Below are 14,606 nucleotides of genomic sequence, written 5' to 3'. Positions count from 1 at the left end.
ACGGTATCGTCTGGTCAGAGTAGAGAAATGGGCCCCGAAAAGATCGCCCCCAAGAAGATCGCCATCGTCGTGCATCAGCAGCATTCGCGGCCCGGACGGGTCGGCGCCCTGCTCGAAAAGCGCGGTTACGAACTGCACCGTCTCTGCCCCAATCTCGGCTGCAATCTGCCTGAGGACATGTCCGACTATGCCGGCGTGGTGATCTTCGGCGGCCCGATGTCGGCCAACGATTGCGGCACCCTGGCCGGCATCAAGTGCGAGCTCGACTGGATTCCCAAGGTGGTCGACGCCGGCGTGCCGTTCCTCGGCCTCTGCCTCGGCGCCCAGCTGCTCACGCGCGCCGCCGGCGGCCGGGTCGGTCCGCATCCCGAGGGCCTGGTCGAGATCGGCTATGTCGATGTCGAACCGACCGAAGCCGGCCGTGCCTGGTTCAAGGCGCCGATGAAGGTCTACCAGTGGCACCGCGAGGGCATGACCATCCCCGACTGCTGCGAGCTGCTGGCCACCAACGACCGCTATCCGGTGCAGGGCTTCCGCTGCGGCCCCAACGCATTCGGCTTCCAGTTCCACCCCGAAGTGACCCTGGAGATGAAGGGCATCTGGACACTTTCGGCGGCTGAGCGCCTGAAGATGCCGGGCGCGCAGCAGCGCGGCGTCCATCTCTCCATGCACGCGCTCTACGATCCGCCGCTCGATCGCTGGATCAACGGCTTCCTCGACCGCTGGCTCGCGACCGACCAGCGCGTTGCCGCGCCTTCGCTCAAGGCATCCGCTCCCCAGGCCGAGTTCGCCGCCGCCGCAGCCGACTAGCGGCTTCATACCGGCGGCAAGATGGTTCGGCGTGCCCGCATGGGCTACGCTCCTTGTGAAATCCAGGGAGACGCTGAATGATATCGGGTGCGCTGATTTTCGTGCTGGCCGTCGTCCTCGTGGCGCTGGTGCTGATCTTCGCCGGGGTCAAGACGGTGTCCCAGGGGACAAACTGGACGATCGAGCGGTTCGGCCGCTACACGCGCACCCTGCCGCCTGGGCTGCATTTCATCGTGCCTTTCGTCGATACGATCGGCCGCAAGATGAACATGCAGGAGAACGTCCTCGACATCCCGCCGCAGAAGGTCATCACAAAGGACAATGCCAGCGTCCAGGTCGACGCGGTGGCCTTCTACCAGGTGGTCGATGCGGCGCGCGCCGCCTACGAGGTCCAGAACCTCCACCTCGCCATCACCAACCTCGCGCTGACCAACATCCGCTCAGTGATGGGCAATATGGCGCTCGACGAGGCGCTGTCGAAGCGCAACGACATCAACAACACGCTGCTCTCGGTGATCGACCAGGCGACCAGCCCATGGGGCGTCAAGGTCCTGCGCATCGAGGTCAAGGACATCGCGCCGCCCGAGGATATCGTCGTGGCGATGGGCCGGCAGATGAAAGCCGAGCGCGAGAAGCGCGCCACCATCCTCGAATCCGAGGGCGTGCGTGAATCGAGCATCCAGCGCGCCCAGGGCGAGAAGCAGTCGGCCATCCTGACCGCCGAGGGCCGCCGCGAAGCCGCCTTCCGCGATGCCGAGGCGCGTGAGCGCATGGCCGAGGCTGAAGCCAAAGCGACCTCGGTCGTCGCGCAGGCGATCGCCGGCAACGGCGTGCAGGCGACCAATTACTTCCTCGGCACCAAGTACGTGGAAGCGCTGTCCAAGATGGGCTCCAGCACCAATTCCAAGGTGTTCTTCCTGCCCGTCGAGGCGGCCGGCGTCATGGCGTCGATCGCGGGCATCGGCGAACTCGCCAAGGAGGCGCAGGCGCGCGGCGTCGAGGCCACGGCGCGACCGCGCGGCTCCGTTCCCAACGCGGGGTAGGCGGCGATGTTCAAGATCGTCTTCTGGTACTGGTGGGCGCTGGCCGCGGTGCTGCTCGTCCTCGAGATGATGCTGCCCGGCGTGATGTTCCTCTTCCTGGCGATCGGCGCGGCCGCGGCAGGCCTGTTCCTGCTGGTCGTGTCAGACCTTTCGCTTGAGCTGCAGTTGCTCACCTTCGCGGTGATATCGGTCGTGGCCGCAATCGGGCTGCGCCGGACCCTGCGTCGCCTGCAGCATGCCGACAACCCGGCGACCTCGACGCTCAACGCCCGTGCCGACGCGCTGATCGGCCGGGTCATCGTGCTCGAAGAGCCGATCCTGAACGGTCGCGGCCGGGTCAATCTCGGTGATGGAAGCTGGAGCGTGACCGGTCCCGACATGGTGAAGGGCGCCAAGGTGCGGGTGAAGTCGGTGAGCGGCACCGAGCTGGCCGTCGAGCCTGCACCATGAAGCGCAGGCTGCTGCTGGCGATGCCCGTCCTGCTGGCGCCGGCGATCTCGACGGCCCAGACGGCGTATCCCACGAAGACCGTCCGCCTAATGGTGGGCGCCAATGCCGGCGGTGGCACCGACATCGTGGCCCGTATGCTGGCCGAGAAGCTCGCTGAATCGATGAAGGGCACCTTCGTCGTCGAGAACAAGCCCGGCGCCTCCAACACCATCGCCGCCGATCTCACCGCCAAGGCGCCGCCCGACGGCCACACGATCCTGGTCGCGACCAACACCGGGCAGGCGATCGCGCCGCATCTGCTGAAGCTCGGCTTCGATCCGATCAAGGACCTGATCCCGATCGGGCTCGTCGTGAACGTGCCCAACGTGCTGGTGGTCGGCGCCTCGGTGCCGGTGAATTCCGTGCCGGAACTGATCGCGGCGATGAAGGCCAGGCCCGGCGAGTTCAAGTACGCCTCGTCGGGCGTCGGCAGCACGCAGCACATCGCGGGCGAGGCCTTCGACGTGGCGGCCGGCGTGAAGGGCCTGCACGTGCCCTACAAGGGTAGCGCTCAGGCGCATCTCGATATCATCGGCGGCAACGTCCAGATGATGTTCGACACGACGTCTTCGTCGATGGGCCAGATCAAGGCCGGCAAGTTCAAGCCGCTGGCCGTCACCTCAGACCGGCGCAGCAGCGAGCTGCCCGATGTGCCGACCCTCGCCGAGGCCGGCTTGCCGGGCTTCGACATGACGACCTGGTATGCCGTCTACGTGACCGCGGGCACACCGGCCGATGTCGTGGCGAAACTGCAGGCCGAACTGATCCGCGTCGTGGCGCTGCCCGACGTGCAGGTGAAGCTGCGCGGGCTGGGCGGCGAGCCAGGCACGATGACCGTCGAGGAATTCACGCGCTTCAATCTCAAGGAATACGAGCGCTTCGGCCGCCTGATCCGCGAGGCCAATATCAAGCCTGAGTGAGGGCCGAAGAAAGTTCGTTCGCTCAAGACCGCGTGATCCACGCCTTGATCTTGTCGACGGTCGCCCGCTCGATGCCGTTGTAGCCGTGATAGGCGCGCGCTTCGCAATCGTCGCCGGTCGACGTGCCGCCGGTCACTTCGATCGCCTCCGTGCCGTTGCTGCGCGCGGAAGCCGAGGAGGAGGGCTTGGTGTTCCGGCAGGCATCCATCGCGTGATAGATGATGAGATGCCGGCTCTTGAACTTCCTGGTGTCGAAGGTCGCGATGCGGTTCATCGACGAGGAATGGACGAAGCCCGCGACCATTCCATCGAGGGCCGGCGACAGCGCCATGGTCGACTCGGTGCTGCGGCTGGTGCCGATGACGTAGATCGCGATGTTGCCGTAACGCCGTTGAAGATCACGCACGATCGCCATGATGCGATCGGGTGTGGTGGTCGCATCGGTCGAGGCCGCCACGAACGGACCTTCGGCGAACAGCTCGCGGGAGCGGATGAGGAAGTTGCCGGCGAGGGAGAGCACGAGCTTTCCGTCCACCATGCGCGGATCGAGGTTGCCGTTTCCGCCTGGCATCAGGATGACGCCATAGCGCGGTGTCCCGCCGCTGGTCGTGAGGACGTAGGGGAACTCCTTGCCGTCCGACATGCGGGCGGCGACGAGTTCGTCGCGCGCGAAGGCCGTGCCGGTGGCTGCGATCAGCAGCAGGCCAGCCAGACAGAAGAGCCTTTTCAGCATTTGTGCCTCCTTGCCTGGTGCAGAGTCTGGCCGCGCGCGAGGGGGCTTGCAAATAGTTAACCGTTAAGTTAACAAATGATCGCAGAGTTCGGAGGGTCTCGATGGAACGGTCCTACGGCTGGGTGATCGTCGGCGCCGGAGCGCTGATGGGATGCGTCGCGATCGGCGCGTTGTTCTCGCTCGCGGTCTTCCTACAGCCCATGTCGGACGATACCGGCTGGTCGCGCACCGGCATCTCGAGCGCCATGACCCTCGACTTCCTGACGATGGGTGTCGCGGCCTTCGGCTGGGGTGCGCTCAGCGACAAATTCGGCCCGCGCATCGTCGTCCTGTCGGGCGCGATCCTGCTGGGCCTCGGCCTGGCGCTGGCCAGCCGCGCCACCAGCCTGCTCGAATTCCAGTTGATCTACGGCATCGTCGTCGGCGTCGCGGCCGGCGCGGTGTTCGCGCCGATGATCGCCACCGTTACCGGCTGGTTCGACAGGCATCGCAGCCTTGCCGTCTCACTGGTGTCGGCCGGCATGGGCGTGGCGCCGATGACCATCTCGCCGTTCGCGCAGTGGCTGGTCTCGTCTTACGACTGGCGCACGGCGCAGATGACGATCGCCATTGCGGCCTGGGTGCTGCTGGTGCCGGCGGCGCTGCTCGTGCGCGCGGCGCCCGTTGCCACCGAGGCGTCGCCCGGCATGGCGGCGGAAGGCGGCGAGGGGATGAGCGTGGGGCAGGCCTTGCGCTCGCCGCAGTTCATCGTGCTGTCGCTCACTTTCTTCTGTTGCTGTGCCGCGCACTCCGGCCCGATCTTCCATACGGTGAGCTACGCGCTCGCCTGCGGCCTGCCCGCGATGACCGCCGTGACGATCTACAGCGTCGAGGGACTGGCGGGACTGGGCGGCCGCATCCTGTTCGGCCTGCTGGGCGACCGGTTCGGCGCGCGGAGGGTCGTCGTCGTCGGGTTGATGGTCCAGGCGGTGGGCGCCGGCAGCTACTACTTCACGCGCGAGGCCGGGGAGTTCTATGCCGTCGCGATCCTGTTCGGCATGGCCTATGGCGGCGTGATGCCCCTCTACGCCGTGATCGCCCGCGAATACTTCCCGATGCGCATCATGGGCACGGTCTTCGGCGGCGCGGCGATGATCTCCAGCCTTGGCATGGCGCTCGGTCCGGCTGTCGGTGGCTGGATCTTCGATACCTTCCACGGCTACGGCTATCTTTACCTCGCTTCGTTCGGCATCGGACTGGCGGCCGTGGCTGTTGCGCTGGCTTTCCCACCATTCCCTTCGGCGACGCAAAAGACGGCGCCGCAGCCCGCCTAATTTTGCGCACACAGCGCAACGCCGGGACCGTCTCCCGAGTTAGGGAAGGACAGAACCCGGAGAATCCCATGAAGGTCGCTTTTACGGCCCTGTTGATCGTCGCTGCGTGCGGCACCGCCGCCCACGCCCAGCCTCAGCGCTTCAACTCGGACTTCAGCACGATGCAGGAGTCGGGTCCGCCGGTCGCGGGAGGCAATGGAGCGACGGCCGGTCCCAACTGGAAGAATCAGGCGATCCTGCCGATGCCCGGCTCGCAGGAGATCAGCGAGCTGCCGCGCTATCCGATCACGGAAGAACCGATCGGGGTGAGGCCGATGGCTCCACTGCCGCCTGCCAAGAAGCCGCCGCAGCGCGCCCAGCAGTAACGGCTAGATGATCGCTTCGCCGTCCTGAAGGAAGGCTTCGAGCGCGCGCTCGTGCGGCGCGAGGTCGAGGCCCTGCGCGGCGATCCAGTCGTCGTTGTAATAGGTGTGGCCGTAGCGCTCGCCGCTGTCGCAGATCAGCGACACCAGAGATCCCGTGCGGCCTTCCGCTTTCATGCGCGACGTGAGGATGCACAGCGCCACGAAGTTGGTGCCGGTCGAGCCGCCGACCTTGCGACCTAGCAACCGTGACAGCACCCGCATGCCGGCCAGCGACTGAGCGTCGGGCACGCGCATCATGCGGTCGATCATCTTGGGCATGAAGGAGGGCTCGACCCGCGGGCGGCCGATGCCTTCGATGCGCGAGCCGCGATCGCAGGTCGCCTGGAGATTGCCCTTCGAGAAGGCCTCGAAGAAAGCCGAGAATTCCGGATCGGCCACGCACAGCCGTGTGGCGTGGCGCATGTAGCGGATGTAGCGGCCGAGCGTCGCCGTCGTGCCGCCGGTGCCGGCGCTCATAACGATCCAGGTCGGGATGGGATTGGGCTCGCGGCTCATCTGCTCGAAGATCGATTCGGCGATGTTGTTGTTGCCGCGCCAGTCGGTCGCCCGCTCTGCATAGGTGAACTGGTCGACATAGACGCCGCCCAATTCGGTCGCGAGCGCTTCGGCGGCGGCATAGATGCCGCTGCCGTCGGCCACGAGATGGCAGGTGCCGTGCTGCCGCTCGATCTCGGCGATCTTCTCGGCCGAGGTCGAGGCCGACATCACCGCATGGAAGGGCAGGCCCAGCAGGCGCGCGAAGTAGGCTTCCGAGATCGCCGTCGAGCCCGACGAAGCCTCGACGATCGGCGTGTCGTGCCGGATGCGCCCGTTGCAGATGCCGTAGAGGAACAGAGAACGGGCCAGCCGGTGCTTCAGGCTGCCGGTGGGATGGGTCGACTCGTCCTTGAGATAGACATCGATACCGTCGAGCACCGGCAAGTCGAGGCGCAGCAGGTGGGTGTCGGCCGAGCGGCGCTGATCGTTGCGGATCAGCTCCAGCGCGTGGCGGGACCATTCGGCATCGTTGTGACGGGCGACCGCCTCGTCGAGGAGCTGCATATGCGTCATGGTCCGCTCGCCCGTTTCCCGGTTCTTGTCGTCAGCCGCCGATAATCTTCTTCGCGATCATGCAGTGGATGCCCTTGTTGCCGTCCACCGTCTGCGTGACGTGCAGGTCGGCCTGCAGGCTGCAGAGCATGTAGGCGTCCTCGGGCTTGAGGCCGGTCTTGGCACTGATCAGCCGGATCATGTCGCGCAGCGCTTCCTTGGCGGCGTCGTCGAGATCCTGGTCGAAGCCGTGGGTGATCCAGTGCGTCGCGGTCTCGGCGCGCGGATTGTTGAGCTTCATGCCCTTGTGCAGGGTGAACTTGAAGGTGCCGCTGAGGCTGGTCTCGAGCGCCGTCAGGTTGACCTCGCCGTCGCCCTGAACGCCGTGCCCGTCACCGGTCGAGAACAGGCCGCCATCGGCGAACACGGGGAAATAGACGGTCGTGCCGACCCGGAAGTGCTTGTTGTCGATATTGCCACCGAAAGCGCGCGGCTCGACCGAGCTGCACTGACCCCATTCCGGCGGCGGGGCGACGCCCATGATGCCGAAGAACGGATTGAGTTCGATCTCGGTGCCCCACGGCATGGTGCAGACGCCGCGATTGGAATCGATCGGAATGTGCGTCAGGCGATAGAAGGGGAAGTCCTCGGGCAGGGTGCCCATCAGCGGGCGCTGCACGTTCCAGCCCCAGTTGGTGCGGAACTTGATGTCGAGCACCTCGACCGCCAGCACGTCGCCGCGCTCGGCGCCCTCGACATGGACCGGGCCGGTCAGGATGTGGCGGCCGATATGCGGCTTCAGCGTGTTCAGGATCTCGCGGTGCTCGGGCAGCACGTTGAACGGCTCGCCCGGCAGGATCTCGGCGGCGCCGGACACGCAGTGGATGGTGGCGGTGTCGCCGGACTTGATGCGCAGCTGCGGCTTCAACTGGCTGTCGAAATAGCCCCAGTGGCAGGTGTCGGGCGAAGAATGCAGCTCGTGGTTGGCCATTTCGTTCCTCAATTGTAGTGTCCTGCGCCCGAAGCACATACCGTGCCCGGGGAATCATCTCAAATCGGTCCGGACAGGCTAACCCTTGAATTACCGCCACGGCTATCACGCCGGCAATTTCGCGGACCTGCTGAAGCACACCGCGCTGTGCGAGCTGCTGCGGCTGCTGACCGCCAAGGATAAGAAGCTGTTCGTGCTCGACACCCATGCCGGGGCGGGCGGCTACGATCTCGGCGGCAACCAGGCGCGGCGCACCGGGGAAGCCGAGGCAGGCATCGTGCGGCTGATGGCGGAAGCCCGCGCCGGCGTACCGGGCGCGGTCGCGCGCTATCTCGCGGCGGTGCAGGCCTACAATCGCAAGTTCGGCCCCGCGGGCGGCGCGCTCCATCGCTATCCCGGCTCGCCGCGGCTGGTGCGGGCGGCGCTGCGGCCGGGCGACCGGTTCGTCGCCTGCGAGAAGCATCCCGAGGAAGCGATGCGGCTGAAGCGCGAGTTCGCCGGCGATCGCGCGGTCGAGGTGCGCCAGGGTGACGGCTATCACGCGGTGAAGGAGTTCCTGCCGCCGGTCGAGCGCCGGGCGCTGGTGCTGATCGATCCGCCGTTCGAGGCGACCGACGAATTCGAAGTGCTCGCGCGCGCCGTGCGGCACGGACTGCGCCGCTTCCCGATCGGCTGCTATGCGATCTGGTATCCGATCAAGGACGAGGCGCCCGCGGCGTTCATCGCGTCGCTGGCCGACGTGAAGTACCTGAATATGGAACTCGATCTCGGCCCACGCGTGCCGGAAGGCAAGCTCGCGACCTGCGGGCTGGTCGTGATCAATCCGCCGTGGAAGTTCGAGGAAGCGATGCGCGAGGCGCTGCCGTGGATCGCGGCGAGGCTGGGCGAGGGCGTCAGGGCGACGTTCTCCGTGTCACCCGCCAGCGAACAGGCCCCGGCGTAACGCGCGCGACCTACTTGCTCTTCTTGGTCTTGTTGCCTTTGTCGCTATTTTCCGGCTTCCAGCCCCAGGCTTCGTAGGCGGCCTTGGCGATCTCGGGATCGAGCTCGTGGTCGCCTAGCTTGACGCCTTCGCCCAGCCGGTCGGCCACGACCTTCAGGCCCTTCAGGCGCGCATGCATCTTCTCGTCGCTGGCGATGACGTGCCACGGCGCATGCTCGGTGTCGGTCTTCACCAGCATGTCGTGATAGGCGTCGAGATACTGTTTGCGCTTGGCGATGTTACGGAAATCTTCCAGGCCGACCTTGTAGTGCTTGCTGGGCTTGCTCAGCCGCTCGATCATCCGCCGCTTCTGTTCTTCCTCGCTCACATGCACGAGCAGCTTCACGATACGGACGCCGTCATCGGCAAGCTGGCGCTCGAACTCGTTGATCTCGCGATAGGCGCGCTTCCATTCGGCCTTGTGGCAGAATCCCTCGATGCGCTCGACCAGGACGCGGCCGTACCAGGTCCGGTCGAAGATCGCCCAGTTGCCGGGCGCCGGCAGCCGGTTCCAGAAGCGCCAGAGATAGTGCCGGCCCTGTTCCTCGGGCGAGGGTGCGCCGATCCGGTGGACCTGCACCGATTTCGGTTCGAGCCCTGCCACCAGCCGCTCGATCAGGCCGCCCTTGCCGGCGGCGTCCCAGCCGTCGATGCCGATCAGCACGCGACCGCCTGTCCGGAGATGATGGACATGGAGGTCGAGCAGCCGGTCCTGCAGTTTCTTGAGTTGGTTTTCGTAATCGTGCTTGTCGATCGGACCGTCGATCATCTCGATCTTGTCCAGACGTGGCCATTTGCCCATCGAGTCCTCCGGCCCGGATCGTGACAGCGGGGCAGGCGCGAGGCAATGCGCAGGGAGATTGACAGCGCGAACCCGCCCGACGACTAATCTCGCGGATGGCCGACGCGGAACCCACAATTCGTTACACGGAGCGGGCAGGCAAGCCCGTCGTCGAGGTCGGCGGGACCTGGACCGTGTTCAGCGTCCGCGGCATCCGCAAGAAGGCCGAAAAGGCGCTGCAGGCGGCCGGTGCGGGCTCGAAGGACCGACCTTCCGTCGATGCGACCGGCCTCGACCGGCTCGATACCGCCGGGGCGCTCGAGATCCTGGAACTTGCCGGGTGTGGTCCTGACGGCGAGGTGGAGACGAAGAACGAGGCCCAGGCGGCCCTGTTCAAGATCGTCCGCGAGAATATGTGCGACGCCCACCCCGAGCATCAGGTCAACTGGCTGGCGCACTGGCTCGAGGAGATCGGCCGCGGCTCGGTCGACTTCTACAAGCAGATTCTCAATCTCTGCGCCTTCTTCGGCGAGATCCTGGTCGTCGTCGTCGAGGCCATTCTTCAGCCCAAGCGGTTCCGCCCGAGTGCGGTCATCCGGCAGATGTACGAGGTCTGGATCCGGGCGCTGGTGATCGTGGGCGTGCTCTGCTTCCTGATCGGCGTCGTGATCGCTTATCAGGGCGTCCAGCAGCTTCGCCAGTTCGGCGCCGAGACCTTCACCGTCGAGGCCGTCGGCATCGGCATGTTCCGCGAGCTGGGGCCGCTGCTGACGGCGATCATCGTCGCCGGCCGCTCGGGCAGCGCCTTCACCGCCCAGATCGGCACGATGCAGGTCAATCAGGAGGTCGACGCGATGCGGACGATCGGCCTGAACCCGGTCGAATGGCTGGTCCTTCCGCGCATCAGCGCGCTGCTGATCTCGATGCCGCTGCTGGCCTTCTGGGGCGACATGGCGGGCCTGCTGGGCGGCGCGGTCGCCTGCACCGTCTATCTCGACTTCACCTTCGTGCAGTTCTTCGACCGGCTGCGCGACACGGTCGGCGCCTGGCACTTCTACACCGGCATGATCAAGGCGCCGGTGTTCGGCATCGTGATCGCCACCATCGGCTGCTTCGAGGGTCTGCAGGTCAGCGGCAGCGCCGAGAGTGTCGGCCAGCTCACGACCAAGTCGGTCGTCGAATCGATCTTCTGCGTGATCGTGCTCGACGCGATCTTCTCGATCATCTTCCTGCTCGCGGGCGTCTGATGGCCGAAGCGGGCCAGCAGGCCGACACCGAAGACCTGCCGCCGAAAGCCCCTCTGGCGGAAGGCGGGCAGATCACCGATCACAGCGACGGGCGCGATGTCGTGCTGCGCCTGCGTGGGATCCGGACCCAGTTCGGCGACAAGGTGATTCACGACAATCTCGATTTCGACGTATTCCGTGGCGAGATTGTCGGTCTTGTCGGCGGGTCGGGCACCGGCAAGTCGGTGCTGCTGCGCACCATCATCGGCCTGAACCAGGCGCGCGAGGGCACCATCGAGATGCTGGGCGTCGACACAAGCACCCTGCACGGCAAGGCCCGGCGCGAGATGCTGGCGCACACCGGCGTCCAGTTTCAGGACGGTGCGCTGTTCTCCTCCCTGAATGTCACCGAGAACATCATCGTTCCGATCCGCGAGCATGCTGAGCTCGAGGAAGATACGATGCGCGAGATCGCGGCGCTCAAGGTGGCGCTGGTCGGCTTGCCGGCGGATACCGGGCAGAAGAAGCCCTCGGAACTTTCCGGCGGCATGCGCAAACGTGCGAGCCTGGCCCGCGCGCTGGCGCTCGACCCCGACCTCCTGTTCCTCGATGAACCGACCGCCGGTCTCGACCCGATCGGCGCCTCGCACTACGACGAGCTGGTCAAAGGCCTCAGCCGCAACCTGGGGCTCACCGTTTTGATGGTCACCCACGACCTCGACAGCCTGAATGCCATCTGCGACCGCATCGCGGTCCTCCTCGACAAGCGCGTCGTGGTTGGTACCATGGCGGAGTTGCTGGAATACGATCACCCCTGGGTCCGGGAATATTTCCATGGGCCCCGAGGTCGCGCAGCGCGGCAGGAGCAGAAGTAGTATCGGATGGAAAGAAAATCGCCCTACGTGCTGATCGGCGCGGCGATGATCCTGTTCGTCGCCGCCGTCGCGGGCTTCGTGATCTGGAAGCTGCGCGCCGGCGACCGCACGTCCTATGCCTATTACGACATTCTCTTCTCGGGCGACGTCCAGGGCCTGACCAACGATTCTCCGGTCTTCTATCGCGGCCTGCGCGTGGGGCGGGTGGTCAACATCCAGCTCACCTCGCGGGTCGACACCCAGCGCTCCACGGGGCGCGAGAGGCTATCGGAGAAGATCGAGGTCACGGTCGCGGTCGACTGGGCGATCGACATCCGCGATCGGTCCTATGCCGTGTTCGAGAAGCCGTTCATCGCCGGCGCGCCTTTCATCCAGATCGTGGGCCGCCTCGACGTCGACCAGGTGAAGCCCAAGAAGAAGCTGGGCGACAAGCCGTACCCCGAGATCCGTGAGGGCGCCTCGTTCCTGCAGGCGACCTCGACCTCGGCGCAGGAGCTGCTGACCAAGGCCAGCACGACGGTCGACCGGCTGAACGATCTGCTGAGCCCTGACAATATCGGCGCGGTCACCGATTCGCTGAAGAACCTGCAGACGGCGACCAACGCCTTCGCCAAGTCCGACCAGGCGATCCAGACCACCCTGGCCGAGCTGCCCGGCGCCATTGCCGACTTCCGCAAGACCTTTGCCAAGCTGAACGACCTCTCCGAGTCGCTCACCCTGATTGCCCAGGAAATCGGGCCGCAGGATGCCGAGACGCGCAAGGCGCTGGCCGGCAAGGATCCGGGCGAACTGCGCAAGACGCTGAACGAGACGCGGGCGGCGCTGGCCAATATCAATTCCGCCGCCGGCCAGCTCAGCAAGCTGGTCACCGACAACAGCCGTCCGATCAAGAATTTCACCGAGACCGGCCTGACCGAATTCTCGCTGGCGCTGCGCGACCTGCGCCAGCTCACCGCCAACCTCAACGTCATCGCCACACGACTGGAGCGCGATCCGGCCAACTTCGTGTTCAGCGGCAAGCAGGGATACACGCCGAAATGATCCGATGCCTGGCTGCCTGTGCGGCCGCCGTTGTCCTGTTGTCGAGCTGCTCGTTCGTCAGCGCCGTCGACTCGGCCGGTGAGCCGACCGACCTCTACACCATCTCGCCTAAAAGCACGTTCGACGCCGACCTGCCGTCGGTCTACTGGCAGCTCGCGGTCGAGGCGCCGGTGGCCGCCGCCAACCTCAACACCGGCCGCATCGCCATCGCGATGACGCCGACCTCGACCGACTACTACGCCAAGGTGGCGTGGACCGACCGGGCGCCGCTGATGGTGCAGACCCGCATCGTCGATTCCTTCGAGAACACCCGCAAGATCGTGGCGGTCTCCCGAGAATCGATCGCGCTGCGCGCCAACTACGTGCTGCAGCCCGACCTGCGCAATTTCGAGGCGATGTACTATTACGGCCAGCCGCCGATCGTGAAGGTCCGCATCATCGCCAAGCTGGTGCGCATGCCCGACCGCCAGATCATCGGCGTCGCCTCGATCGAGCGTTGCGTGCGTGCGCGCGCCGACAAGGTGCCGAAGGTCGTCGAGGCCTTCGACCAGGCGCTGGGCAGCGTGATCAAGCGGCTGGTGTCGTGGACTTTGCGCACGCCGCCCGCGCGTCCGCCGAGCGACTCGGCGCCCTACGACATCGAGCGTTATCGCAATCCGGCGAACGCCGTGATCGACAGCGAGAACTGCCCCAGGGGGCAGGACACCTCGATGGTGCCGTACACCGACGAGTAGTCGGCCAACTGTCGTCCTGAGCGAAGCGAAGGACCTGGCGGAACGACCAAAGAACTGCGTGGCGGGCGTGAGATCCTTCGCTTCGCTCAGGATGACAAGAGTGAAGCGCCCCCTTAGGCGCGCTTCTCGAGAATCTTCCAGGCGAGATCGGCCATGCCGCGGGCGCGGTTGCCGTACTTGGTCGCCGTCTCCGACGAGGCATTGCCGTCGAGGCCGCGCTTGTAGACGCCCTGCACGATGGCGGCGAGGCGGAACAGTGAGAAGGCGAGGTAGAAGTCCCAGGCCGGCACTTCCTTGCGGCCGGTGCGGCGGGCATAGGCGGCGAGATATTCCTGCTCGGTCGGGATGCCGAATTTCTTGAGGTCCTCGCCGGCATAGCCGCCCGAGGCGCCGAAACCCTGGCCGAAATGGTACATCATGCAGTTGTAGCCGAGGTCGGCCAGCGGATGGCCCAAGGTCGACAGCTCCCAGTCGAGCACGGCGATGACGCGCGGCTCGGTCGGATGGACGATCGTGTTGCCCAGGCGATAGTCGCCGTGATTGATGCGCGTCTCGTCGCCCGGCGGGATGTTCTCCGGCAGCCACTTCTTCAGGGCTTCCATCGATTCGATCTCTTCGGTGCGGGCGAGGTCGTACTGGCTCGACCAGCGCGCGACCTGGCGCTGGATGTACTGGCCCTCGCGGCCATAGTCGCCGAGGCCGACGGCGCGATAGTCGACATTGTGCAGGCGGGCCAGCACGTCGTTCATGGAATCGAAGATCTTGCCGCGGTCGGCCGGCGAGATGCCCGGCATGCGGACGTCGGCGAAAACGCGGCCGGGCAGGAACTGCATGATGTAGAAGGCCGTGCCGATCACCGAATCGTCCTGGCAGAGCGCATAGGGCTTCGGTACCGGCACGTCGGTATGGTCCGCCAGTGCCTTGATCACGCGATATTCGCGGTCGACCTGGTGCGCGGAGGGCAGCAGCTTGCCTGGCGGCTTCTTGCGCAGCACGTACTGGTTCCCGGCGCCGTCGGTGACATGGAACGTCGGATTGCTCTGCCCGCCCTCGAACTGGAGGATGCTGAGAGGGCCGCGATAGCCCTCGACGTTGGCCTTCATGTAGTCGGCGAGCTTGGCCTCGTCGAAGACGTGGGCGGCGCGGACGGGCGTGAGATTGTCGGGCAGATTGGACATGGATTGTTTCTAGAACCGTCGCAGTGGAAATTCGAG

General features: G+C 65.9%; 16 protein-coding genes. 11 read left to right on the top strand and 5 right to left on the bottom strand.

What is annotated here, in order from left to right; translation table 11 throughout:
* Nucleotides 1-27: 27 nt before the first annotated feature.
* The 4 genes from AC1RP5_RS23310 to AC1RP5_RS23295 all read left to right on the top strand — a co-directional run bounded on the left by AC1RP5_RS23310 (nucleotide 28) and on the right by AC1RP5_RS23295 (nucleotide 3,262).
* On the top strand, nucleotides 28-810 hold the full coding sequence (locus AC1RP5_RS23310) for a glutamine amidotransferase-related protein (RefSeq protein WP_493114677.1): 783 nt from the start codon (nucleotides 28-30) through the stop codon (nucleotides 808-810).
* A gap of 80 nt (nucleotides 811-890) precedes the next feature.
* Nucleotides 891-1,853, top strand: coding sequence for an SPFH domain-containing protein (locus AC1RP5_RS23305; protein ID WP_493115253.1), 963 nt, complete (start codon nucleotides 891-893; stop codon nucleotides 1,851-1,853).
* Between the two features lie 6 nt (nucleotides 1,854-1,859).
* The gene (locus tag AC1RP5_RS23300; RefSeq protein ID WP_493114675.1) at nucleotides 1,860-2,303 is read left to right on the top strand and encodes an NfeD family protein; all 444 of its coding nucleotides are present in this window, start codon (nucleotides 1,860-1,862) and stop codon (nucleotides 2,301-2,303) included.
* A complete protein-coding gene (locus AC1RP5_RS23295; RefSeq protein ID WP_493114674.1) occupies nucleotides 2,300-3,262 on the top strand; it encodes a Bug family tripartite tricarboxylate transporter substrate binding protein in 963 nt (320 codons plus the stop codon). Before AC1RP5_RS23300 ends, AC1RP5_RS23295 begins: the two co-directional genes overlap by 4 nt.
* A 22-nt stretch (nucleotides 3,263-3,284) precedes the next feature.
* Here AC1RP5_RS23295 and AC1RP5_RS23290 read toward each other — a convergent pair whose 3' ends face one another.
* A complete protein-coding gene (locus AC1RP5_RS23290; protein WP_493114672.1) occupies nucleotides 3,285-3,995 on the bottom strand; it encodes a hypothetical protein in 711 nt (236 codons plus the stop codon).
* Nucleotides 3,996-4,096: 101 nt separating this feature from the next.
* On the opposite strand from AC1RP5_RS23290, the gene AC1RP5_RS23285 reads away from it, so the two are divergent.
* Together AC1RP5_RS23285 and AC1RP5_RS23280 are read left to right on the top strand one after the other, a co-directional pair.
* On the top strand, nucleotides 4,097-5,308 hold the full coding sequence (locus AC1RP5_RS23285; protein WP_493114670.1) for an MFS transporter: 1,212 nt from the start codon (nucleotides 4,097-4,099) through the stop codon (nucleotides 5,306-5,308).
* A 68-nt stretch (nucleotides 5,309-5,376) separates the two neighbouring features.
* A complete protein-coding gene (locus tag AC1RP5_RS23280) occupies nucleotides 5,377-5,673 on the top strand; it encodes a hypothetical protein (RefSeq protein ID WP_493114668.1) in 297 nt (98 codons plus the stop codon).
* Between the two features lie 3 nt (nucleotides 5,674-5,676).
* On the opposite strand, the gene AC1RP5_RS23275 is transcribed toward AC1RP5_RS23280, so the two are convergent.
* A complete protein-coding gene (locus AC1RP5_RS23275) occupies nucleotides 5,677-6,783 on the bottom strand; it encodes a PLP-dependent cysteine synthase family protein (protein ID WP_493114666.1) in 1,107 nt (368 codons plus the stop codon).
* 31 nt (nucleotides 6,784-6,814) lie between these two features.
* Nucleotides 6,815-7,753, bottom strand: a complete 939-nt coding sequence (locus tag AC1RP5_RS23270; protein ID WP_493114664.1) for an acetamidase/formamidase family protein — start codon at nucleotides 7,751-7,753, stop codon at nucleotides 6,815-6,817.
* An 85-nt stretch (nucleotides 7,754-7,838) separates the two neighbouring features.
* Between AC1RP5_RS23270 and AC1RP5_RS23265 the strand changes: the two genes are divergently transcribed.
* Nucleotides 7,839-8,696, top strand: coding sequence for a 23S rRNA (adenine(2030)-N(6))-methyltransferase RlmJ (locus AC1RP5_RS23265; RefSeq protein WP_493114663.1), 858 nt, complete (start codon nucleotides 7,839-7,841; stop codon nucleotides 8,694-8,696).
* A gap of 10 nt (nucleotides 8,697-8,706) precedes the next feature.
* Here the strand turns inward: AC1RP5_RS23265 and AC1RP5_RS23260 are convergent, their stop codons facing one another.
* Nucleotides 8,707-9,537, bottom strand: a complete 831-nt coding sequence (locus tag AC1RP5_RS23260; protein ID WP_493114661.1) for a polyphosphate kinase 2 family protein — start codon at nucleotides 9,535-9,537, stop codon at nucleotides 8,707-8,709.
* A gap of 95 nt (nucleotides 9,538-9,632) precedes the next feature.
* On the opposite strand from AC1RP5_RS23260, the gene AC1RP5_RS23255 reads away from it, so the two are divergent.
* From AC1RP5_RS23255 to AC1RP5_RS23240, 4 genes are read left to right on the top strand one after another with little or no spacing between them, the layout of a single operon-like run.
* On the top strand, nucleotides 9,633-10,763 hold the full coding sequence (locus AC1RP5_RS23255; protein ID WP_493114659.1) for an MlaE family ABC transporter permease: 1,131 nt from the start codon (nucleotides 9,633-9,635) through the stop codon (nucleotides 10,761-10,763).
* Nucleotides 10,763-11,617: an ABC transporter ATP-binding protein gene (locus tag AC1RP5_RS23250; protein ID WP_493114658.1), complete on the top strand. Its 855-nt coding sequence runs from the start codon at nucleotides 10,763-10,765 to the stop codon at nucleotides 11,615-11,617. Before AC1RP5_RS23255 ends, AC1RP5_RS23250 begins: the two co-directional genes overlap by 1 nt.
* A gap of 6 nt (nucleotides 11,618-11,623) precedes the next feature.
* Entirely contained in the window at nucleotides 11,624-12,658 is a 1,035-nt protein-coding gene (locus AC1RP5_RS23245) for an MlaD family protein (RefSeq protein WP_493114656.1), read from the top strand.
* Nucleotides 12,655-13,392, top strand: coding sequence for an ABC-type transport auxiliary lipoprotein family protein (locus AC1RP5_RS23240; protein ID WP_493114655.1), 738 nt, complete (start codon nucleotides 12,655-12,657; stop codon nucleotides 13,390-13,392). The genes AC1RP5_RS23245 and AC1RP5_RS23240 overlap by 4 nt, the downstream gene beginning before the upstream one ends.
* Nucleotides 13,393-13,505: 113 nt before the next feature.
* Here AC1RP5_RS23240 and AC1RP5_RS23235 read toward each other — a convergent pair whose 3' ends face one another.
* Nucleotides 13,506-14,570: a phosphotransferase gene (locus AC1RP5_RS23235; protein WP_493114654.1), complete on the bottom strand. Its 1,065-nt coding sequence runs from the start codon at nucleotides 14,568-14,570 to the stop codon at nucleotides 13,506-13,508.
* Nucleotides 14,571-14,606: the final 36 nt, after the last annotated feature.

It is taken from the genome of Reyranella sp. GW821-FHT12G01 (assembly GCF_058806575.1).
Note: the sequence above shows the minus strand (reverse complement) of the source record. Positions and strands in the feature narration are given on the sequence as shown.

Excerpts from the sequence above, each read along its gene's own strand:
- AC1RP5_RS23310 (WP_493114677.1), top strand. The coding sequence starts at position 28 with ATGGGCCCCGAAAAGATCGCCCCCAAGAAGATCGCCATCGTCGTGCAT.
- AC1RP5_RS23300 (WP_493114675.1), top strand. The coding sequence starts at position 1,860 with ATGTTCAAGATCGTCTTCTGGTACTGGTGGGCGCTGGCCGCGGTGCTG.
- AC1RP5_RS23295 (WP_493114674.1), top strand. The coding sequence starts at position 2,300 with ATGAAGCGCAGGCTGCTGCTGGCGATGCCCGTCCTGCTGGCGCCGGCG.
- AC1RP5_RS23290 (WP_493114672.1), bottom strand. The coding sequence starts at position 3,995 with ATGCTGAAAAGGCTCTTCTGTCTGGCTGGCCTGCTGCTGATCGCAGCC.
- AC1RP5_RS23285 (WP_493114670.1), top strand. The coding sequence starts at position 4,097 with ATGGAACGGTCCTACGGCTGGGTGATCGTCGGCGCCGGAGCGCTGATG.
- AC1RP5_RS23280 (WP_493114668.1), top strand. The coding sequence starts at position 5,377 with ATGAAGGTCGCTTTTACGGCCCTGTTGATCGTCGCTGCGTGCGGCACC.
- AC1RP5_RS23275 (WP_493114666.1), bottom strand. The coding sequence starts at position 6,783 with ATGACGCATATGCAGCTCCTCGACGAGGCGGTCGCCCGTCACAACGAT.
- AC1RP5_RS23270 (WP_493114664.1), bottom strand. The coding sequence starts at position 7,753 with ATGGCCAACCACGAGCTGCATTCTTCGCCCGACACCTGCCACTGGGGC.
- AC1RP5_RS23260 (WP_493114661.1), bottom strand. The coding sequence starts at position 9,537 with ATGGGCAAATGGCCACGTCTGGACAAGATCGAGATGATCGACGGTCCG.
- AC1RP5_RS23255 (WP_493114659.1), top strand. The coding sequence starts at position 9,633 with ATGGCCGACGCGGAACCCACAATTCGTTACACGGAGCGGGCAGGCAAG.
- AC1RP5_RS23250 (WP_493114658.1), top strand. The coding sequence starts at position 10,763 with ATGGCCGAAGCGGGCCAGCAGGCCGACACCGAAGACCTGCCGCCGAAA.
- AC1RP5_RS23245 (WP_493114656.1), top strand. The coding sequence starts at position 11,624 with ATGGAAAGAAAATCGCCCTACGTGCTGATCGGCGCGGCGATGATCCTG.
- AC1RP5_RS23240 (WP_493114655.1), top strand. The coding sequence starts at position 12,655 with ATGATCCGATGCCTGGCTGCCTGTGCGGCCGCCGTTGTCCTGTTGTCG.
- AC1RP5_RS23235 (WP_493114654.1), bottom strand. The coding sequence starts at position 14,570 with ATGTCCAATCTGCCCGACAATCTCACGCCCGTCCGCGCCGCCCACGTC.